The 21008-nt window shown below is 63.3% G+C and carries 16 protein-coding genes; 4 read left to right on the plus strand and 12 right to left on the minus strand.

Annotation, left to right across the window (positions count from 1 at the left end; genetic code table 11):
• The 7 genes from QZ648_RS12725 to QZ648_RS12755 form a co-directional block, all read right to left on the minus strand.
• Positions 1-994, minus strand: a 994-nt coding sequence (locus QZ648_RS12725; RefSeq protein WP_291997297.1) for a hypothetical protein, incomplete at its 3' end; no start/stop codon positions are given.
• Between the two features lie 10 nt (positions 995-1004).
• Positions 1005-2519 carry a cytochrome c gene (locus tag QZ648_RS12730; RefSeq protein WP_169065658.1) on the minus strand — a complete coding sequence of 505 codons (1515 nt, stop codon included), beginning with the start codon at positions 2517-2519 and terminating at the stop codon, positions 1005-1007.
• Between the two features lie 27 nt (positions 2520-2546).
• The gene (locus QZ648_RS12735; protein WP_291997298.1) at positions 2547-4763 is read right to left on the minus strand and encodes a hypothetical protein; all 2217 of its coding nucleotides are present in this window, start codon (positions 4761-4763) and stop codon (positions 2547-2549) included.
• 31 nt (positions 4764-4794) lie between these two features.
• The gene (locus QZ648_RS12740) at positions 4795-5757 is read right to left on the minus strand and encodes a hypothetical protein (protein WP_291997035.1); all 963 of its coding nucleotides are present in this window, start codon (positions 5755-5757) and stop codon (positions 4795-4797) included.
• Between the two features lie 19 nt (positions 5758-5776).
• Positions 5777-6928, minus strand: a complete 1152-nt coding sequence (locus QZ648_RS12745) for a hypothetical protein (protein WP_291997299.1) — start codon at positions 6926-6928, stop codon at positions 5777-5779.
• Between the two features lie 457 nt (positions 6929-7385).
• Positions 7386-7727, minus strand: coding sequence for a hypothetical protein (locus tag QZ648_RS12750; protein ID WP_291997300.1), 342 nt, complete (start codon positions 7725-7727; stop codon positions 7386-7388).
• Entirely contained in the window at positions 7724-7879 is a 156-nt protein-coding gene (locus QZ648_RS12755; protein WP_291997301.1) for a hypothetical protein, read from the minus strand. The genes QZ648_RS12750 and QZ648_RS12755 overlap by 4 nt, the downstream gene beginning before the upstream one ends.
• A gap of 1181 nt (positions 7880-9060) precedes the next feature.
• On the opposite strand from QZ648_RS12755, the gene QZ648_RS12760 reads away from it, so the two are divergent.
• Positions 9061-9744 (plus strand): hypothetical protein, encoded by a 684-nt coding sequence (locus tag QZ648_RS12760; RefSeq protein ID WP_291997302.1) that lies wholly within the window; start codon positions 9061-9063, stop codon positions 9742-9744.
• Here the strand turns inward: QZ648_RS12760 and QZ648_RS12765 are convergent.
• Positions 9738-10280: a hypothetical protein gene (locus QZ648_RS12765; protein ID WP_291997303.1), complete on the minus strand. Its 543-nt coding sequence runs from the start codon at positions 10278-10280 to the stop codon at positions 9738-9740. The two genes, QZ648_RS12760 and QZ648_RS12765, sit on opposite strands and share 7 nt — an antisense overlap.
• On the opposite strand from QZ648_RS12765, the gene QZ648_RS12770 reads away from it, so the two are divergent.
• Together QZ648_RS12770 and gltX are read left to right on the plus strand one after the other, a co-directional pair.
• Complete coding sequence (locus QZ648_RS12770; RefSeq protein ID WP_291997304.1) at positions 10279-11859, plus strand: diguanylate cyclase; 1581 nt, start codon at positions 10279-10281, stop codon at positions 11857-11859. The genes QZ648_RS12765 and QZ648_RS12770 overlap by 2 nt on opposite strands.
• A 33-nt stretch (positions 11860-11892) precedes the next feature.
• Positions 11893-13281 carry a glutamate--tRNA ligase gene (gene gltX / locus QZ648_RS12775; protein WP_291997032.1) on the plus strand — a complete coding sequence of 463 codons (1389 nt, stop codon included), beginning with the start codon at positions 11893-11895 and terminating at the stop codon, positions 13279-13281.
• Between the two features lie 47 nt (positions 13282-13328).
• Here the strand turns inward: gltX and QZ648_RS12780 are convergent, their stop codons facing one another.
• The 4 genes from QZ648_RS12780 to QZ648_RS12795 form a co-directional block, all read right to left on the minus strand.
• Positions 13329-13877 carry a peroxiredoxin-like family protein gene (locus QZ648_RS12780; protein ID WP_169065653.1) on the minus strand — a complete coding sequence of 183 codons (549 nt, stop codon included), beginning with the start codon at positions 13875-13877 and terminating at the stop codon, positions 13329-13331.
• Positions 13878-14289: 412 nt separating this feature from the next.
• Positions 14290-15078, minus strand: a complete 789-nt coding sequence (aqpZ, locus tag QZ648_RS12785) for an aquaporin Z (protein ID WP_291997031.1) — start codon at positions 15076-15078, stop codon at positions 14290-14292.
• 159 nt (positions 15079-15237) lie between these two features.
• The gene (locus QZ648_RS12790; RefSeq protein ID WP_291997030.1) at positions 15238-16212 is read right to left on the minus strand and encodes a zinc transporter ZntB; all 975 of its coding nucleotides are present in this window, start codon (positions 16210-16212) and stop codon (positions 15238-15240) included.
• Between the two features lie 238 nt (positions 16213-16450).
• Positions 16451-16654, minus strand: coding sequence for a hypothetical protein (locus tag QZ648_RS12795; protein WP_169067042.1), 204 nt, complete (start codon positions 16652-16654; stop codon positions 16451-16453).
• A 368-nt stretch (positions 16655-17022) separates the two neighbouring features.
• On the opposite strand from QZ648_RS12795, the gene hrpA reads away from it, so the two are divergent.
• The gene (gene hrpA / locus QZ648_RS12800; protein ID WP_291997305.1) at positions 17023-20994 is read left to right on the plus strand and encodes an ATP-dependent RNA helicase HrpA; all 3972 of its coding nucleotides are present in this window, start codon (positions 17023-17025) and stop codon (positions 20992-20994) included.
• Positions 20995-21008: the final 14 nt, after the last annotated feature.

Here is a 21008-nt window from a genome sequence, read left to right on the forward strand (position 1 = left end):
CGAACAGGGTTTTGCCCTCGGCCGCCTTTGCCTGATCGATGGCGAAGGGGTATTTCGGTGGTGGCAGTTCGGAGAGGTAGCTGTGCAGCCATTGCACCTGCCCGACGAAGTCCTGCTTGTTGGCGGGCGCGGCGCCAAGCAGGCCCAGGGCGGAGTCCATGATCACCGAGTAGGCGTCGCTGCTGTCGCCGGCGTAGTTCATGCGGTGGCCCTGATCCCAGACGTACTTCTTGAGGTTCCATACCGAGGGCATGTCGGTGGGGCCGAAGGTATCGTCCATGGGAGCGCCGATCATGAAGTACTTGGTCAGGTTCATGGCGTCATCGCGGCCGCGGCCCCAGTCGGGAAAGTCGGGGCGGTAGATCCAGGCGAACTGCTGCTCGCGTTCGAGCAGGCGCTTCTTGGTGATCGGGATGACGAAGAAGCGGTAGAGAAGCTGGTCGATGAGGTCGAGATCGGTGACGCGATTGATTTCGGCCATCAGGATGTCGGCGTTGAAGCGCGGGTCCTTGGCGCAGTCGATCAGGTAGCGGAAGAAGGCTTCGACGTTGGTGGTGTGTGCCGGACCGCCGATGACAAAGACCGGGTTGGCATCAGGCGATTCGCGGTAGCTGGTGGTGTGGCAAACGGCGCAGTTATTGGCCACGCGCGGAAAGCCGATGGTTTTCTTGCTGAAGCCGGCCGGCAGTTCCTGGCCCTGCTCCCAGGGAACGCCGAGTGCGGCGTAACCACCGGGAAGGACCTTGCCGTCCTGGGTCAGTTTTTCGGGAAAGACGCGCGGCAGGACGTAGAAAATCCAGTAGGGGATGCCGGCGTCGTGCTCGGCACCGATCGAGCCGTACTTGAAGCGCGTTTCGAAATCGGCGGTTACCCAGTCGGGCTGGGGACGTTCGCGGAAGCCGCGATCGTAGCCGATCACCCCGCCAACAACGACCGTGACGATGATCACCACGCCGATGGCGCGGAACCAGTTCCTGCAGGATCGCATGCTCATCGTCGGCTCCTCAGAAGGTCTTCATGAATTCGACCAGGGCGGTCTTTTCGTCGGCGCTCAGCTCGGTGCCGTAGGCCTTGCCGGTGTGGCCGCCGTTGCCGTTGCCGGGAGCGCTGGTGTCGAAAAGGAAAAACGGCTGACCGTTGCCCTGCGGCTGATCGGAGACGAAACCGACCTTGAGCGGGTCATAGACGTCGTTGCCGCGATAGAAGCTCGCGGGCCGGGCGGCCGCCGGTTCGAGCAGTTCGCGCAGGCTGGGCACCGAGCCGTTGTGCAGGTAGGGCGCGCGCAGCCAGACGCCATCGAGCGGCATGTTGGCGTAGCCGTGCGTCTTGCGGAAATGCGTGAAGCGCCACGGGTAGCCGGCGTAGAGTGTGGCCTGGTTCACCGCCAGCGTGTAGCTGTAGGAATCGAGCCGGCGCCGGTCGGTACCGATCTCGGCCAGCGGCGTCACCTTGCCGACCAGCTCACCACTGAAATCGCTGCCCGAAGCGCCGTGACAGTTGGCGCAATAGGCCTTGTAGATCGGCGCGCCGCGCAGGGCCAGTTCGGCGTCGACCGGGAAGAACTGGCTGAAGCTCGGTGGCGAGGCGTCGAGGATCCAGTCCTCGACGCGGCTGATGCGTTCGATGTCGATGGTCGGCGGCGTCGTGCCGGTGCCGAAGGCGGCACTCTTGTTGCGCTCTTCGACGGTGGTGTTGTTGCCGTCCCAGTGCAACTGCATCTCGTGCGGCTCCTTGCGCTGGCGTTGCCGCCACAGCGAAGGAAAGTCGGCCGGGGCGTCGAACTCGGCGGGGTCGAGATGCGCCATCGGGAAATTGAAGATCACTTTCGCCGAGTTGAAGGTATCGACGCGTCCCGGGCCCCAAGCGTGCTGCCTGGCGACCCAGTCGAAGCGCCCGGCAAGCGCCAGCACGCGATCGCGCATGATGGCAATGGCCACCGGGTAGACGACGTAGCGATCGAGCAGGTCGAGCTGGCCGCCCTGGCGTTCGATCTCCGGCAGGATGAATTCCTTGGAGAACTTCGGGTCGGCGGCGCAGTGGAAGAAGAATTCCTCGAAACCCTTCATGTTGAAAGTCGCGGCCGGCATGCCGAGGACGATCGTCGGTGGCTGGGCGGCGGCAGTACGCACGGTACTGGTATGGCAGACGGCGCAGTTGACGAAGACCCGATCGATGCCCTGGTAGCGGCGCTGCGAAGTGCCGACCGGAAGGTCGCGGTCGCTGCCATCGGCGTTCTTCTCGAAAACCATTCCCAGGGACTGGTAGCCCTTGCCGGGCAGATATTGCGGGCAGACGTCGGGCAGCACCCGCCAGATCCAGTAGGGGAAACCCATCTCGTGCTCGCCGCCAGTGGAACCGTACTTGAAGTGCTCGGTCGGGCTGGCGTGGTCCACCGGCACGTCGCCGCCAAAGCGCTGCACCAGCCAGATCACGGCCAGCAGCGGAAGTACGATGGTGACGATGAAGAGAATGATGAAGCGTCGCTTCCAGGGGCTTTTCGCTGTGTCGTTTTCGTTCATCTATCTTCTCCCTTTTCTTCTCGCCGGCTAATGCGCCGGCAAACACGGGCGCAGGGCCTCATAGCCGGCGGCGAGCAGCGTTTCAAGTTGCGGGGTTTGACCGGTTTCGGCGCGCAGCCATTGTGTCACCTGAGCGAGCAGTGCGGCGCGCACCGGGCTGCTGCGCCATGCTTGAGCGTCGCTGGCAAACGCCGGCAACATGCTTTCCGGCGGCATCGGCGTCTTCGCACGCTGCGCCGGCGCGATGTCGGCCATCGCCAGGCGTACGTAGAGGCGCGGGGCGCAGTGGCGAAGACTGGCGTCCACTTCGGGCGGACTACCCTGCAGAAAATTCGGCGGAAAAGTCTCGGCGGTCTGATGGCAAGCGGCGCAATAGGGTTGAAAGCTGCGCAGCAGCGGATCGCCGGCGCTGCTCGGCGCCTGACCCGGCGCCACGGCAGCGACTTCCAGCTGCGCCGGTGGCAAATACTCGGCAGCCTCGCAGCAGGGCGCCGCGGCAGGCGTGCCGAGCTCGGCGAACAGTGCTGAAAAAAGCGACTGGCGCGGGAAAGGAGCAGGTCCGAACAGGATTGCGGCTTGCGGGCCGGCGGCCAGGCGGTCGATAGCCTGCTGCACGATGGCGAAATCGGGGCGGACTTCCAGTATCGCCTCGCCATCGACCCAGCCATCGCCCGCATTGGCCTCGCTGCGGCGGATTTCGATCGAGGAGATCACGTCGGCGGCAGCGTTTCTCACGGGCAGCCCGTCGGCTTGCGGCGACAAGGTCGCGCCGGCGGCGGTCCCCGTGCCGACCAGTGTCAGCTCAAGATTGTTCAGGGCCGTGCCGCCGGGCAGCGTCAGCCGCGTCAGCCGCCCTCCGCTCGCTCGGCCGGCCGGCACCGACAGCGTTCCCGCCAGCAACGTTCCACCCGTAGCGGATGCAGCTGCAAGGACCAGCGCGCAGCGACTCGGGTATCGATTCGGCAGGGGCACGCCGAATCGCTCTGCGTCAGGTGGCGCCAAGCGCGCCAGTGCACTCTCCAGTTGCCGCCGATCGCTGTCGGCGACAAACTCCGCCAGGCCAGCCACCAGCTGCCGCAGCGCATCCGGGGCGTGCGGGCGCCAGAGCGCTCCAGCGGAGCGCGGCAAGAGCGGGTCGAAGCGAGCCGGCACCGCCGCCAAAGCCGCCCGCGCAGCGCTCTCCGCGGGCCAGCCATTAACCGCCTGCAAGGGGTTGCGGTTGGGGATGTCGGGATTGCCCGCGCTCAGGCCGCCCGGCCAGCGGCGTCGCGCCTGCTCGCGCAGCGGCTTGTCAACCGCCTGCATGAAGCGGGCGTCAGCGGTCCAGGTCTGACCGCTTGAGAGCGCGTGCCGCAAGGCGGCGGCGAACAGGCCGGCGCGGCAGCCTTGCGCCTCGGCCGAATGGCCGCCGCAGCCCGCGCGCCACAGAAGCTGGGTCAGGGCAAAGCCGTTGGCGCGCTCACTGGCGTTGTCGATGGCGTAGGGAACGTCGATGCCACGGTCGGGAGGGATGCCGTAGTAGCTTTGAGCGCTGGCCAGCAGCGTCGCCGCCACCTGGGCATTGGCGTTGGTCTCGTCCCACAGGGCGCGCGAAAAAATCGGCGAGCCGTTCTGATGACAAGCAAAACAGATGCTGCGGTTCGCGTAAACCAGGCGCGGCTTGGCGCCAGCGCGGTAGTCCTTGAGCAACTGGAATTCGAAGCGCCCGGCGGCCTCGTTGTAACTGATGATCTCGATGACCGCCGACTGCTCCTGGTAGCCGATGTAGAGGCGGTCCTTGAGCAGTGGCATGCCGGCGGCGAGCGGCGGGCTGTCGACGGCCACCAGGACGCGCGGATAGGCAAAGTAGTCGGGCGCGGCGGCCGTCCGCTGCAGCGAGCGACCCAGCGGAATCAGTACGCGCTTGGCAGGCGGCAGCGGACTGGCCGGGTCACGCTGCAGCTGGGAATCGATGCGGGCGAGCAAGGCCGCAAAAGGAAAAGGCACTTCGATTTCGGCGGCGGCACCACGGCGCACGGCAAACAGCTCCTCGAACAATGAACGGCCCTGGCTCGGGAGATGCTCGCCGGGGTCGGCCGGATTGACGACGGGCAGCGCAGCCACCGGCACCGGCCCCGTCGGGCGCGCTTCAGTCGCCGACACCGGCATGGCGACGAGTGTGGCCAAGCACGCTGCCAAGCCCGCCGCTGCCAGACCCGTGGCAAGCCGCCGCAGGATCACCAGCGAGGTCACGGGCGGACGCATCGTCAGCTGCCATGCCCAGGCTTTGCCAGACTCAGGGCTTTGCAGACTTGCCAGTAGCAGCGACCACGGTGCGTTGCTGCGTTCCCGGCCAGCAGTCTTCCTGCACCTTGCCGGTGGCGACGAAATTCGCCTGAGCCTTCTCGTCGGTGGCTTTGTCGTAAAGCGTGAAATTGAGCGCGAAACCGCGGTCCAGATAGGCGCGGCCAAGGTAAAAGCCGGGGCGGATCATGCGGATTTCGTCGCGCACCTTGAGTCCGCGCCGGCCGGCGAGGTAATCGGGACTTTCCTGGTAACGGGGAATTTCGTCGCTAAAGAAATAATCGATGATGATCGATTCGCGCCGCGAGTCGAGCAGACTCTGGCCGCAATAGAGCTTGGCCGGGAACAGCAACCAGGTTTCCTTGCCCGCGTAACTCATCTTCTGCGGCTCACCTTCGACCAGGCCGAGCTTCTTGAGCAGTGACAGATCCTCGATGCGGTTGCGCAGCACGCCCTCGTCGCGGAAGAACACTTTGCCGCGCCAGAGGACTTCGCCAATTTCCTCGACGACCAGTCCCTTGAGGTGCAGGACGGTGCCACTGAAGCCACCGACCAGCTCGGAAAGCCGGAACTTGCCGCTGCTTCCACGCGGCAGCAGGATGCGACCTTCGAAAGCGCCATCGGGGATCGGACCGGCAGTCAGGCGGGCGTAGATCTGATCAATCTGCTCCTCGTCCAGCGTCGCCAGATAGTCGGGCGTGATCTTCGCCAGCTCAGCCGGTGGAATCGGATACTGATAGTCGACCTGCGCCAGGCTCATTTTCGTCTGGTAGCTCTTGGCATAAGGCGCGAACTTGATATCCGGGGGTTCCGGCTTGCTGCACGCGGCAAGGGCAAGCGCGGTGAGGGTGGCTAGCGCGCCAAGCGCGAAGCGTGACATCCGGTCAGTGCGCTGGGTGCGCTGGGTGCGCTGGGTGCGCAGTTGGCTCAGGGCAAAGGTGTGCGGCAGTCGCATGATGTGATCTCCCGTTTCCTTACAGCGTGGCGAGGAAAGCGGTGAGCGCTTTCTTGTCGGCCTCGGAAAGATCCTCGCCGAAGCGGTGACCCTGGTTTTCGATCTCCTCGGTGCAGCTCTGGTAATTGGCACTGATGAAATCGCGCTGCTCACGCAGAATTTCGACGAAGCGCGACGGATTCTTGATGATCTCGTCGGCGATTGTCTGCAGCGTCGGCAAGAGGCTCGCCTTGCCGGCCGCTTCGAGCTTGTCCGGGTGGCGCTTGGCAAGGAACAGGTCGCCGATCAGCTGCTTGTGCATCAGGCCATTCAGGAAACCGGCGCTGGTACCGGCCGGAATCTTCACCTGCCCGAAATCGAACAGCGGCTTCTCGGTCTTGCCGTCGAGCGGTCGTATGCCGACGTCGATGATCAGGTCGGCGTTGGTCAACGTCCGCTTGCTGCCCCGTTCCTTGGGGTTCAGCAGCTCGAACATCGACAGCTTGTAGAGGTCGAAGCGGCCCTCGACGCTCGGGTCGTAGCGCAGGCAATCGGGCTGCCGTGCGAGGAGCAGGCCAGCGCTATCGACATAGCGGGCGCGGTGGAAGTCGTTGGCCTTGTTCGCCGGCTTGCCGCAGATTTCCGGCCCGATGGCGTTGTTGTGCATGAACGGCGCGGTCGCCCAGATATTGACCAGCGAGACATTACGCAGGTAGCCGCGACCGGCATCCTTGAGCTCGTCGCGCTCGGGAATGTCGGCAACGACCTCGCGCTGGCGCAGTGGTGTCCGACGCGATTCCATGTACAGGTTGCCCGCCTTGTGGTTGGAGTGCAGCGAGCGGCAACGGAAAGTGCCGACCTCGGTTACCGGTGTCGCCTGATCGTTGCCCAGGAAATCGGCCCTTACCTGGCGCGGATGCGTTTCGCTGGCGGCGGCGAAGTCGCGATTCTTTGAACGAGCCGCCTTCGCTCTCGGGAATGCTCGAATGGCAGCGCGCACAGATTTTCGGCGAAGACCAGCTGTCCGCGGCCAACGGCACCTGGCGCCGAATTCGCTTTCCAGGTCGCGGACCCAGATCGGCCGCGACCTAAACCAGGCCACTTGAACGGCCTGGCGAACATTGGCCAACGCCGCGTAGAGGTCGGTCTGCTCCGACTCGGCAGAGGCAAAGAAATCGAGCACGTTCTGCAAGCGGTCCTCGACGGCCCGGAAGTTCGGGCAATCGCGGCGGCCACTGGCCAATGTCGAAAGGTGTCTGTCCGAAACCGCGCTGCTCCGGGTCCACCTCGCGCATGTCGGCGAGGTGATTGACCCAGCACTGCTCGGAGCAGGAGCCGATGTTGAAGTACACGCGCTGGATCGCTTCCAGCGCGCCGGTCGAGTCTTCGCCGCACTTTGAGGATGTGATGGACGCCGGGCAATACAACATTTCTGGCCGCCGAGATGACCGGCCGTGGTGTCGTCGTCGCGGAGTGCTCTTCTCCCAGCACTTGCCTTCGCGACCCGGCTCGCACCACACTTGCCCGCGTCGGTCTCGCTGCCGCAGCTCGCCGCCTTGCGCCATTTGGTTACCACTTCACCCTTGAATACCGGCCGCTGCGCGACATTGATCAGGGCATTGATGGTCCCCGGATCTGTTGACCCTGCGTCATGCGAAATCGCCGAAGTGTCGGTGACCCGGGACGGGCGTGCGCGAACATCTCGATACTCGAGACTGCTCATCGGCAGGCCCCGAACCGAGCAGTTCGGACATGCGCGTGTACTGGTTGCCGATCAGCCCCTTGAGATTCTCCCACTTGGGATGCGCCGGGTCGGCTGGCGGGTTGAGCGGATCGAACGCGATATGGCAGGAACCGCAGGAAGTGCCGATCAGGAATGGCGGCTCGACCGAGCCATCGGACAGCCGACTGACGCGCTGATCGGAGGCGATGCCGGTCTTGTCGATCAGTGGGCGGTCAAAGCCGGACCAGCTTCCGGGTTCGCCATTCAAGGCCTGCCACTGGCGGCGTCGAAGCGTGGATTGGGAAACTTGCGAATTCCCAGCGCTCCCGTGGAGGTGCCGAACTTGAGATCGCAGGCGGAGTGCCGTTGGTCGAGCTTGCCGCCCTGGCTGTGCGGGTCGTCCGGGTCGAGAGGCCGCATCCTTGAGGCCGCAGGCCGGGTCGATGTAGCCCGGACTTGCCGACATACTTCAGGAGCACGTCGTCGCCAGGACACCAGTCGAAGCCATAGGTTTCCGCCACCGACTTGGCCGGGCAGTCGGGATCGCCGGTTTGCAGCACGAGGGATCGTTTGATGATTCCCCAGGCCCAGAAACGATCGTCGCGCTGATCGGATCGCAGGACGCGGAACCAGTCGACCAGGACCGCCAATGCGCTGCTGCAGGGTTATAGGTATGGAAAGCGGTCGTTACCGGCGGTGGCTTGAACCAGATCAGCCGTCCGACGCATTCCGAATCACTCAGTCCTTCGCGGGCACAAGCTTCGTAATACGGAGCATCCTGGTCGATGATCGACGCTTCCGGAAGGCTTTGTTCAGCGGGAGCGGCAAGCGGGGAAGCCGCTGCGCCTTGCGCATACGCGTCGCCGAAATTGATGTCGCGCTGGTAGAAAACACCGAAGCCAGCACCGAGAATGAGAGTCGCCGCAAAGCGGCAAGCAGAGTACGTTTCATGCGTTCTCTCCTGACGGACACAAACAGCTTGAAACCCCAACGTGGGAGACTCGTCGGTAGTGCAGTCGACGGCAGGCAGTATCTGTTCGCATGCCCGCCCTGTCAAGCGCCGCCATTCTCGGCGCCACGGCCCTATTTCAGTCCCAGCGTCCGCAGCGCGAGCTCTTGTTAAATTATCGTGCCTGGCACTCTCTTCGCGCTGCCGCGACTTGACGGAGCTTTGGCAGCCGAGGCGCAAGGTGGTTCCACGAAAGCTGACGACCGACAAGGCACCCGCCCCCTCTGCCGCTATTCAAGAGACCTGCAGGCCCTCCCGGACGCAGGCAGGCGCTGCCAAAGAAGCTTTTTTTGAAAAACCATGCCGGCGGAAAATGTATTAAGCTTCCCCATTGCCAATCCAAAAAATATTATCGACTGCGTGAAAACCTCGTGAACTGACTCGCTTCAAAGGGCGCTCGCTCAAGACGAGAATCACCTTGTTACGCTGACCATCTTCCTTGTCAGCATTTGGTCACTGGCTTTTTACAGCAGCCAGACCTTGCGGGCGGATATGGAACGTCTATTGGGTGACCAGCAATTGTCGACGGTCTCCCTGCTGGCCGACGAGCTGAATCACGAATTGGGCGACCGTCTGGCAATTCTGGCGAGAATTGCCAGCAGAATTACTCCGGCGATTGCTGGCCAACACCACCACCTTGCAGGCTTTCCTGGCGCAGAGCCTGACTCTCGAAGGCGAACCATTCAACGCCGGCATCATTGTCCATCGACTCGACGGTACAGCGGTCGCCGAATTTCCTCCCGCCCCTGAGCGACTCGGTGTCAATTACACGGACATCGACAGCGTCGCTACGGCGCTACAGGAAGGAAAATCGACGATCAGCCGGCCTGTGATAGGCAAGAAACTGCAGGCGCCGGTTTTTGGCATGACCGTAGCCATTCGTGACCCACGTGACCATGTGATTGGCGCCGTGAGTGGGGTCGTCAATCTGGCCATACCCAACTTTCTCGACCACATCACCGACGGCCGCTACGGCAAGACCGGTGGTTTTCTTCTTGTTGCACCGCAGTACCGCCAGATCATCACCGCTACCGACAAGAGTCGCGTCATGGCCCACTTGCCGTCGCCAGGCGTCAATCCGACGATCGATCGCTTTATCGAAGGTTTCGAGGGACCCATCGTCTTCGTCAGTAGCGTTTGGCACCAAGGTACTGAGCTCGGCCAGGAGGAATCCCGGTTTCAGGTTGGGACATGGTGGCCATCCTTCCGACCGCTGAAGCTTTTGCCCCGATTCGCGCGATGCAGCAGCGCATGCTGCTGGCGGCGCTGCTACTGACCCTGTTGGCAGCCGCCGCAACGTGGTGGATATTGGATCGGCAGCTTGCGCCGATGCTTTCTGCCGCCAAGCTGCCTCTCCCATTTGTCGGCTACGCAGCAGCTCCCGAACCCTTGCCGATAGCCCGCCATGACGAAGTTGGCGAACTCATCGCCAGCTTCAATCACCTCGTCGACAGCCTGGGAAATCGCGAAAAAGCGTTGCAGGAAAGCGAAGCCTTCAAGAACACCATCCTCAATTCCATGGCTGCCGAAATCGTCGTCCTCGATCAGCACGGCGTCATACAAGCGGTGAACAAGCGTTGGCGGCGGTTTTCGCGGGAGAACAGCAGCCAGCCAGGGCAGCCCGCAGCGCATACCGAAGCCGGCGTGAATTACCATCGCTTTCTGCACGCTCGACGCTGCGGCCCTGGCCGACGATGCAGCCAACCCCAGGCTTGGAATCGAAGCGGTTCTGGAACGCCGCTTGCCCTCCTTCAGTCTTGAATATGCCTGCCACTCGCCGCAAGAACTGCGTTGGTTCACGATGACGGTCATGCCTTTGGGTCCCGACATCGAGCGCGGCGTAGTGATCACCCATAGCGATATCACGGCCGTCAAGCGCGCCGAGCAATACGAACAGTTTCGCGGCCGCATCCTGCAACTGCTTGCGGAAGGCGAGCCGCTACACGGCATTCTTGAAGCGCTGGCGCAGGGTGTAGAGGAACTCAATCCGGGCATGCTGTGCAGCATTCTGCTGGTCGACAACGATGGCCAGCGCCTCACCACCGGCGCCGCCCCAAGCCTGCCAGACTCCTTCAACGCCGCGGTCAACGGGATGAAAATCCGCGCCGCAGCCGGTTCCTGCGGAACGGCGGCGTTTACCGGCCAGCGCGTCATCGTCGAAGATATCGCCACGCATCCCTACTGGGAGCGCGCCAGAGAGCTGGCGGCCAGCGCCGGCCTGAGATCCTGCTGGTCCGAACCGGTTCGCTCATCGCCGGGAAAAGTAATCGGTACCTTCGCCATTTATCATCGTCACCCGCATAGCCCGAGCGCGGCCCATATCGAGCTGATCGAACAATCCGCCCGCCTGGCCAGCATCGCCATCGAGCGCAACCTCGCGGCTGAACGGCTGCGCACCAGTGAGGCGCACTACCGCCTGCTCACCGAGAATGTTGCCGACATCGTCTGGCGGCAGGACCGCGATCACTACTTCACCTATATCAGCCCGGCCGACGAACGCTTGCGCGGCTACAAGGCAGAGCAGGTCATCGGTCGGCACGTGACAGAAGTGCTGACCGCCGAGGGCATCGCCATTCTCAAGGAGAAACAGGCGCTGCGCGCAGAAACCGAACGGCGGGGCGTGCGCACCGGGATTACCCGCTTCGAACTGCCACAGCGCTGCCAGGATGGCAGCCTGATCTGGCTGGAAGTCCTCTCCACGCCGGAACGTGACGCGCAGGGCACGATCATCGGTTATCACGGCGTCAGCAGGGAAATCACCGAACGCAAGTACGCCGAGGACCAGGTCCGCAAACTGGCGTTTCATGACCCACTGACCGCGCTCCCCAATCGCCGCCTGCTCAACGACCGTCTACAGCAGACGATGGCCGCCAGCGGGCGAGCACCCTGCCATGGTGCCGTGATGTTCGTCGACCTGGACAACTTCAAACCGCTCAATGATGCGCATGGGCACGTCATCGGCGACCTGCTCCTGGTCGAGGCGGCTGGGCGTCTGAAGAGCTGCGTTCGCGAGGTGGATACCGTCGCCCGCTTCGGTGGCGACGAGTTCGTGGTGATGATCAGCGAGCTGGCTGCGGACAAGTACGCGTCAATGGAGAAAGCCGCCATCATCGCCGAAAAGATTCGTGTCGCCCTGCGAGAACCCTATCGACTGAGCATCCCGTCCGCAGGACAATGCGCCACGACGCTGACCCACCGGTGCTCGGCGAGCATCGGCGTCGCCTTGTTCATTGGTCACCAAGCCACGCAGGACGAGATCCTGCAGCGGGCCGATGCGGCCATGTATGAAGCCAAGCAGGCCGGGCGAAATTTCATTCGCTTTCACGATGGCGAACAGCGCGGCAGAGAGCCGCCGGCACAGCAGCGGGACGACGGGGGGTCTAGGGTCTAAAATGGGCGCTTTGCCAGACTGCGACCCCCAGCCATGATCCGCACCCGTTTTGCGCCCTCCCCGACCGGCTTCCTGCACATTGGCGGCGCGCGCACCGCGCTCTTCTCGTGGGCCTTTGCCCGTCGCCACGGCGGCAGCTTCATCCTGCGCATCGAGGACACCGACCTGGCACGGTCGACACCTGAAGCCGTGCAGGCGATCCTTGACGGCATGAACTGGCTGGGCCTGAGCCACGACGAAGGGCCTTTCTACCAGACCCAGCGCATGGCGCGCTACCAGGTGGTCATCGACGAGATGCTCGCCGCCGGCACGGCCTACCATTGCTACATGCCCCCCGAAGAACTCGATCGCCTGCGCGAGGAGCAACGTGCGCAAGGACTGAAGGCGCGCTATGACGGCACTTGGCGGCCGGAGCCGGGCAAGGTCCTGCCGACGCCGCCGGCCGGCGTCTCGCCGGCGGTACGCTTCCGCAACCCGGGCGACGGCGTCGTCGCCTGGGACGACCTGGTCAAGGGGCGCATCGAAATTGCCAACGCCGAACTCGACGACCTGGTGATCGCCCGCGCCGATGGCACACCGACGTACAACTTCTGTGTCGTCGTCGACGACTTCGACATGGGCATCACGCAGGTCATTCGCGGCGACGACCATGTCAATAACACGCCACGGCAGATCAACATCCTGCAGGCGCTGGGCGTGCAAGTGCCGCAATACGCGCACCTGTCGATGATTCTCGGTGACGATGGCCAGAAACTCTCCAAGCGCCACGGCGCGGTGAGCGTCATGCAGTACGACGAGGAAGGCTATCTGCCGGAAGCGGTGCTCAACTATCTGGCGCGCCTGGGCTGGTCGCACGGTGACGAAGAAATCTTCTCGATGGCGCAGTTCTGCGAGTGGTTCGACCTCGACCACATCACGCCGTCGGCCGCGCAGTTCAACACCGAGAAACTCAACTGGCTCAACGCGCACTACCTCAAGCGCGCCGACGCACAGCGACTGGCGGCGCTGGTCTTGCCGCGCCTGCAAGCGCGCGGCGTGACGGTCAGCGCAACACCTTCCCTGCCGGCGGTGATCACCCTATACCAGGAGCGCGTCGCCAACCTCAATGAGCTGGCCGACGCGGCGGCGGTGTTCTACATCGACATCACTCCGAAAAGCGAACTCCTGGTCAAGCATCTGACGCCGGAAGCCCTGCCGGCGCTGGCCGACTTCGTCGCCGGCCTGCCAAACATCGCCTGGCAGCCGGCGGCGATTGGCGCCCTGATCAAGCACAGCGTCGCCGCGCACGGGCTGAAAATGCCCAAGCTGGCGATGCCTCTGCGGGTGCTGCTGACCGGCCAGGAACAGACGCCGTCGGTCGATGCCCTGGTCGCCCTTTTCCCGCGCGAAGAGGTACTCAAGCGACTGGCTGCCGCCGGCTGACGCTGACGGCGGGCCGAGACCGGCAAGCTTGCCAGCTGGCTAGCTTGCTAGACGGCGCCGGTGAATTCGCCGCGCGCCGGGTAGTCCTTGCTGATGGCGAAGTCGACCGCGCCGAGCAGATCCTGGAACTGCGGACGCGCGAAGGGCATCGTCTGGACCGCGCCGTAGTACAGCGTCCCATCCGGACGAACCAGGAACACACCGGGTTCGCTGAACAGCTCGGGCTCCTCGATCCCGATCGACGTCTGGCCGCGCGAAGTGCTGATATACAGCCCCCATTGGCGTGCGCTGCGCAGGCTCAGGGCGTAGGCGAACTGCACGCCTTTGGCACCAACTTTCTCGGCCATTTGCCGGCCACGTTCTTCACCGTCGCTGCTGATGGCCACGATCTGCACACCACGCGACGCAAACTCGGGCGCCAGGCGTTCGAGCTCGAGCAGGTATTTGGCACAGATCGGGCAATGCAGGCCGCGATAGAAAACCAGCAGGTCGAAGTGCTCGGCGGGTGACGCACCGAGGACGAAACGCCCGCCGGAGGTCAGCGCCACATTCAGGGCGGGAACCGGGTAACGCGGCAGCAATGCGTTCAGATGCATCTGGATCTCCTTGTGGCTAACGGTCATGACATGTCGAGACACCCCTGATCATGAAAGTCAGGACCGCCCCCCTCTCACTTGCAGTGCGCATTCCGGCTTGCACGCCGGAATCGTTCGCCGGGCAGGGAGCATGCTCCCTGAATTCCCCGCCTCACCCCCGGCCCTTCTCCCGCGAGGGGAGAAGGGAGTTTCGTGAGTCGCATACGCGACTTTCACATTAACGGTCATGACACGTGGAGACACCCCAAATCATGAAAGTCATGACCGTTTCCCTCTTCCCCTGCCCCTTCTCCCGCAAGGGGAGAAGGGAGTTTCGTGAGCCGCTTGCGCGACTTTCACATTAAGAGCTTGTGGGTGAGGCGTGGCCGCGTCGGATCGGGGGCGAGAACCGCCCGACCCGAAGCGGCCATTTTCAGCTTTCTTCGTCGCCAGCGATGAAGCGATAGCTGAGCGCACCGAGCACACCACCGATGATCGGAGCCACCCAGAACAGCCAGAGTTGGGCAGTCGCCCAGTCGCCGACGAAGATTGCAACGCCGGTGCTGCGCGCGGGATTGACCGAGGTATTGGTGACCGGAATGCTGATCAGGTGGATCAGGGTCAAGCACAGGCCGATGGCGATGGGTGCGAAGCCGGCCGGCGCGCGCTTGTCGGTAGCGCCCATAATCACCAGCAGGAAGAACATGGTCATGACAATTTCCGTGACCAGCGCCGCAAGCAGCGAATATTTGCCGGGAGAATGCTCGCCGTAGCCGTTCGAGGCAAAACCGTTCGACAACTCAAAGCCCGGGCCGCCGCTGGCAATGACGTACAACACCGCGCCAGCCGCTATACCACCGAGAACCTGAGCGACGATGTAGGGTGCGAGCTGGCTCGCCGGAAAACGACCGCCGGCCCACAGGCCGATGGAGATTGCGGGGTTGAGATGACAACCCGAGATATGGCCGATGGCGAAGGCCATGGTCAGGACGGTCAATCCGAATGCCAGGGCAACACCGGCAAAGCCGATGCCTAACTCGGGAAACGCGGCGGCAAGTACCGCACTACCGCAACCACCAAGAACAAGCCAGAATGTTCCAAGGAACTCCGCGCTGTATTGCTTCATTGAATTATCCTTCTTGAAATTGAGCCGCTGTTGGTCGTGGTGTGCCCAGTCGAGTACGGGAGAATACGCACGGTTCCTTCCCTTATACCGGCACACATAACGGGTACCAGAACAGCAGCTTGGCGCGCAGCGTGGAGTGACATGGCGGCAAGCCGGGAACCGATGCTGCGCATTTTAGCCGAATATTCTTTCAATGGCGCAATAGCAGCCACCTTCAAGCACCGCGTCGCCCACCCGTGGCCGCTCCCCTGCCGATCAAATCCATTTCATCTTCTTGAAGAGAATGTACTGAGCAAAGGCAAAGACAAACAGCATGACGCTGACCAGGGCAAATGCGGAGCTATTTTCGGTTCCCGGAATGCCGCCGACGTTGATTCCCAGAAGACCTGTAAAGAGACCCAAAGGGAGAAAGATCGCGGCGACGATCGACAGCACGTACATGGTTTTGTTCATCTTCTCGGAGAGGGCGTTGTTGAGTTCTTCCTGGGTAATCGCGGCACGATCGCGCGCCGAGTCCAGATCATCGACGAACCTGGCCGTGCGTTCGGCGAGTTCGCGGATTCGCACCCGATCGACTTCGTTCAGCCAGGGCACGCGTTCGTTCTGCAGGCGTGCCAGCACATCGCGCTGCGGCGATATATAGCGTCGCATGCTGATCGTTTGTCGGCGCAGATGGGCAAGTTTGGGGCGCAGCTCGTGACTTTCCTCGGTCAGTACCGTGTCCTCCAACTCGTCAACACTGTCATCGATGTCACTGATCACATCGGCCATCCGATCGGTCAGCTTGCTCGCGGCCATGACCAGAAAATCACTGATCGAATCCGGCCCCTTGCCGGCCTGGATACTCTTGTCGATGTCGTCCATGGCCATCACCCGCCGATGCCGCATGCTGATGATGCGGTGCTCCTCGAACCACATGCGGATGGCGACCATGTCTTCGAGATCGGCACCGGGATTGAAGTTGACGCCACGCAGGATGAGGAGCAGGGACGTGCCGGATGACAAGACCCGCGGGCGGGTTTCTTCGGCCATCAAGGCGGCGCACGCCACTTCATCGAGTCCACTCTCTTCGAGCAACCATTGCCTGGCTCCTTCGTCGGCGTAATCGAGATGCAACCACAGGATTCCCTGGCCCGGTTCCCAGCTGCTGATCCGATCCCAGTTCATCGCCTTGCCGGCCCCACCGTCGAGAATGTATGCAAAGACCAGGCCGCTCTTCTTCTTACCCATGCTCAAAATCCAATCCTTAATGTGAAAGTCGCGCATGCGACTCACGAAACTCCCTTCTCCCCCTGCGGGAGAAGGGCCGGGGAAGAGGGAAAACGGTCATGACTTTCATCATCCGGGGTATCTCGACTGTCTTGACCGTTAGGTTGATCGTGAATCGCGACCGCCGAATCGCGGCTTGCGCCCCGTCATCCGACTCACTCCGGTCAAGGAAAGTTCGCAGGAAAGATGCGGCCAACGACTATTTGCCGGGCACACCCGCGTTCTCGCAGCGCGCATCCCGGTACGGCCCGCCGACCCGCTGCCAAGCGGCGCCTAGCGGCGTCTGGGCGCAGAATACCTGACCATCAAGCTGGCTGCGCCAGAGGTACCAGGGAGCAGGCGCAGCAAGCGCTGAGGCAGCGAACAGCAGGCATGAAAGCACCATCGCAAAGTCGGATTTCATGCCGCTTCCTGGCAATCGTTCGGCCGTCGGTCGAAGATTTTCAGCTCCCTGAGCACGCCGTTGATTGGCGTCGTGCCTTGCCGTGACATCGACGTTCTCCCGTTGGAAAATTCAGCCGCAACCATACTGCGAAACGGCACGCTTCGGGGTCTCGAATTCTTCCGCGGCACGCGACCGCTCAACGGCGGCGTGCACCAGGGCCATGCCGCAGTGCAGTAGTACACAGTCCGCTCGACGCTCTGGGGTAAAATGGCGCCCCTTATAGGGCGCCGCGGCGGCGCACAATTTCTATGCTGTTCTGTGCGCACTGGTGCGCTGTGCTCGAAGCACTCCGACAGCCCCTGCCAGCACCCCGCTTTTCCTGACCGATGACCCCTACCAGCGCCCGTACCGCACGCCCTCCGCAGAATCCTTTCGCCGACTGCCTGGCACTCGACCAGCGTCAGCTGCGCGCACTGACGCGCGCTTTGCGGCACGGCTTCGGCGCCAAGCGCGACGCGCTGCAGGCCGAGCTCGACAACCTGATAGAGAGGTCCCGCGCCGCCGTGGCCGCGCGGCGGGCGCGCCTGCCGACGCCGGTCTTTGCCGACGATCTGCCGGTCAATCGGCGGCGTGCCGAGATTGCGGCGCTGATTGCCAAGCATCAGGTACTCATCGTCTGCGGCGAAACCGGCTCGGGCAAGACAACGCAGATCCCCAAGATCTGCCTGGAAATCGGTCGCGGCACCACCGGCCTGATCGGTCACACGCAACCACGCCGGATCGCCGCGCGGTCGACCGCGGTGCGTATCGCGCAGGAATTGCAGAGCGAAGTCGGGCGACTGGTCGGCTACAAGATCCGCTTCAGCGACCGCACCACACCCGATGCCTTTATCAAGCTGATGACCGACGGCATCCTGCTCGCCGAGACGCAGGGCGACACCGGGCTCGAGCAGTACGACACGCTGATCATCGACGAGGCGCACGAGCGCAGCCTGAACATCGACTTTTTGCTCGGCTACCTTAAACAGCTGTTGCCCAAACGCCGCGATCTGAAGCTGATCATCACTTCGGCGACGATCGATGCCCAGCGTTTTTCCCAGCACTTCGACGACGCACCGGTCATCGAGGTCTCGGGCCGACTGCATCCGGTGGAGTTGCGCTATCGACCGATGCAGAAAGACGAGGACGGCGAAACGGGCAGCGCTGGCGGCGACAGTGGTGGGCGCAGCGAGCGCGGTGACGACCAGCGCGATCTCTGCGACGCGATCGTCGACGCCTGTGACGAGCTCGATCGTGCCGGACCGGGCGATGTGCTGGTCTTTCTGCCCGGCGAACGCGAGATCCGCGAGGCCGCCGAGGCGCTGCGCAAGCATCACCCGCCGCATACCGAAATTCTGCCGCTCTTTGCCCGCCTGTCGAGCGAAGAGCAGGGACGGATTTTCAGGCCGCACCTTGGCCGACGCATCGTACTGGCGACCAATGTTGCCGAAACCTCCTTGACCGTGCCGGGAATCCGCTACGTCGTCGATAGCGGCCTGGCGCGCATCAAGCGCTATTCCTACCGCAACAAGGTCGAGCAACTGCAGATCGAGAAAATCTCGCAGGCCTCGGCCAATCAACGCGCCGGGCGCTGTGGGCGGGTCGCGGCCGGAGTGTGCATCCGCCTCTACGAAGAGCAGGATTTTGCGCTCCGCCCGGCGTATTCGGAACCGGAGATTCTCCGTTCGTCGCTGGCCGGGGTGATCCTGCGCATGAAGGCGCTGCGTCTAGGCGACATCGAGGACTTCCCCTTCCTCGAGGCGCCCCCGCGCAAGGCCATCGGCGACGGCTATCAGCTGTTGCTCGAACTCGGCGCGGTGACCAGCGAAAATGCGCTGACACCAACCGGCCAGGAACTGGCGACGATGCCGCTCGACCCGCGCGTCGGGCGAATGATCGTTGCCGCCCGCGACGAAGGCTGCCTGCGCGAAGTCCTGATCATTGCCGCCGCGCTGAGCGTACATGATCCGCGCGAGCGACCGCAGGACAAACAGGGCAGCGCCGACATCGCACACCGCAAGTTTGCTGACCCGAAATCCGAATTCCTCGGCTGGCTTAAGCTGTGGGACTGGTACCAGATCGAAGTCGAACATCGCAAGTCGCAGCGCAAGCTAGTGCAGACCTGCCACGAGCACTTCCTCTCGGCGCTGCGCATGCGCGAATGGCGCGACATCCACGGCCAACTACAGGCCCTGGCGGCCGAACAGAAATGGCGGGTGAACCAGGTTCCGGCGACCTACGACGCCGTCCACCGCGCGCTGCTCGCCGGCCTGCTCGGCAACATCGGCTGCAAAGCGGAAGATTCGGCGCATTACCTTGGTCCACGCGGCATCAAAATGCTGATCCATCCCGGCTCGGCCCTGCAGAAGAAGGCCGGCAAGTGGATTGTCGCCGCCGAGATCAGCGAAACCACGCGCTTGTTCGCCCGCTGCGTCGCTCGCATCGAGCCGGAGTGGCTGGAAGTGGTCGGTGCGCATCTTCTCAAGCGCAGTCATTTCGACCCGCACTGGGAGAAGAAAGCGATGCAGGCGGTCGCTTTCGAGCGCATCACGCTGTACGGCATCGTCGTCGATCCACGCCGACGGGTGAACTTCGGGCCGCTCAACCCACCGGCAGCACGCGAACTGTTCATCCGCGACGCCCTGGTTGCCGGCGAGGTCAGTGAAGAATTCGCTCGGCGCTGGGATTTTTTCCATAACAATCAGCAACTGGTGCTCGACATCGAGACCCTGGAGCACAAGTCGCGCCGACCCGACGTACTGGTCGACGACGAACTGATTTTCGCCTTCTACGACCAGATCATCCCCGAGGGAATCTACTGCGGCGCCAGCTTCGACAAGTGGCGGCGCGCCGCCGAGCGCGAGCAACCGCGCTTGCTGCACCTGGTGCGAGAGGACTTGATGCGCCACGAAGCCGCCGGCATCACCAGCGAGGCTTTTCCGCATCAACTGCAACTGGGTGGCGTCGACTACCCGCTGGCCTACCACTTCGAACCCGGCAGCGCTCGCGACGGCGTGACTCTGACCCTGCCGCTGGCGCAGCTGAACCAGATCCCCGCCGCACGCTGCGAATGGCTGGTGCCGGGGCTGCTCAAGGAGAAGGTGCAGCAGCTGGTAAAAACGCTGCCGCAACGGATTCGCGCCAAGCTGGTGCCAGTGCCTGACTTCGCCAGCGAGTTCGTCGAGCAGCTGCCGCCGACGGACAAGCCATTGGTCAGCGCACTGGTGCACTTCATCCTGCAAACACGCGGGCTGAACGCGCGCGGCTGGGACGTCACTCCCGACGCGTTTCGCCCCGACGCGGTGCCGGCACATCTAAGCTTCAACTTTCGCCTGGTCGACGAAAACGGCCGCCAGCTCGGCCTGAGCCGCAGCTTGAGCGAACTGCGCAGCGAATGGGGACGCGAAGCGAAGCAGGAGTTCGCCGAGCTGCACGAGACACCCGCCGAGTTTTCGGGAATGACCGACTGGAGTTTCGGCGAGTTGGCCGAGCTGATTGAAGTCGAGGTCGGCGGTGGCCAGACGGTTTTTGGCTACCCGGGACTGACCGACGACGGCGACAGCGTCTCGGTGTGCGTCTTCGATTCGCCCGAGGAGGCGCTGCAGGCGCATTCGCGGGGGCTGCTGCGACTGTTCATGCTGCAGTTTCGCGAGCAGATCAAACATCTGGAGAAAAACCTGCCGGGGCTGACCCAGATGGCGATGCAGTTCATGGCACTGGGCACCCTCGACGAACTGCGACGACAGTTGCTGGAGCTGACTTTCACGCGCGCCTGTCTGAAAGAGCCCTGGCCGACCGACGCGGCGAGTTTCAACGCCCGCTGTGTGGAAGCCAAGCCGCGGCTAGGCTTGCTGGCGCAGGAGATATGCCGTTTGGTCGGCCAGATTCTCGGCGACTGGCTGGCGCTGCACAAGAAGCTGCCGGCGTTCAAGGCCTACGGCAGCACCGTCCATGACATCGAGGGGCAACTGGCGCGGCTGATCGGCAAGCGCTTCGTGGTCGACACGCCTTTCGAACGTCTGCAACAATATCCGCGCTATCTGAACGCCATCGCCGTGCGCCTGGACAAGCTGAAGACCGGCGGCGCCCATGGCGCGGCTCGCGACGCCCGACTGCTGGCCGAGGAGTACCTGCCGCTAGCGACCGCCTATCAACGACGCGCAACCGTGCTGGCCAAGCAGGGGGTCAGCGACGCGCAGGTCGAACAGTTCCGCTGGTTGCTTGAAGAATTGCGTGTGCACCTCTTTGCGCAGGCACTACGCACACCGGTGCCGGTGTCGAGCAAGCGGCTGCAGAAGATGTGGGAGGGTATCCAGTGATCGCCAAACGATCA

Source organism: Candidatus Accumulibacter sp. ACC012 (assembly GCF_907163155.1).
In the GTDB taxonomy this organism is placed as follows: domain Bacteria; phylum Pseudomonadota; class Gammaproteobacteria; order Burkholderiales; family Rhodocyclaceae; genus Accumulibacter; species Accumulibacter delftensis.

Coding starts and splice junctions, on each gene's coding strand:
- QZ648_RS12735 (WP_291997298.1), bottom strand. CDS start 4,763: ATGCGTCCGCCCGTGACCTCGCTGGTGATCCTGCGGCGGCTTGCCACG.
- QZ648_RS12730 (WP_169065658.1), bottom strand. CDS start 2,519: ATGAACGAAAACGACACAGCGAAAAGCCCCTGGAAGCGACGCTTCATC.
- QZ648_RS12770 (WP_291997304.1), top strand. CDS start 10,279: ATGCCTTTGGGTCCCGACATCGAGCGCGGCGTAGTGATCACCCATAGC.
- QZ648_RS12765 (WP_291997303.1), bottom strand. CDS start 10,280: ATGACCGTCATCGTGAACCAACGCAGTTCTTGCGGCGAGTGGCAGGCA.
- QZ648_RS12795 (WP_169067042.1), bottom strand. CDS start 16,654: ATGAAATCCGACTTTGCGATGGTGCTTTCATGCCTGCTGTTCGCTGCC.
- hrpA (WP_291997305.1), top strand. CDS start 17,023: ATGACCCCTACCAGCGCCCGTACCGCACGCCCTCCGCAGAATCCTTTC.
- gltX (WP_291997032.1), top strand. CDS start 11,893: ATGATCCGCACCCGTTTTGCGCCCTCCCCGACCGGCTTCCTGCACATT.
- QZ648_RS12755 (WP_291997301.1), bottom strand. CDS start 7,879: ATGCGGCCTCTCGACCCGGACGACCCGCACAGCCAGGGCGGCAAGCTC.
- QZ648_RS12740 (WP_291997035.1), bottom strand. CDS start 5,757: ATGCGACTGCCGCACACCTTTGCCCTGAGCCAACTGCGCACCCAGCGC.
- QZ648_RS12780 (WP_169065653.1), bottom strand. CDS start 13,877: ATGCATCTGAACGCATTGCTGCCGCGTTACCCGGTTCCCGCCCTGAAT.
- QZ648_RS12790 (WP_291997030.1), bottom strand. CDS start 16,212: ATGGGTAAGAAGAAGAGCGGCCTGGTCTTTGCATACATTCTCGACGGT.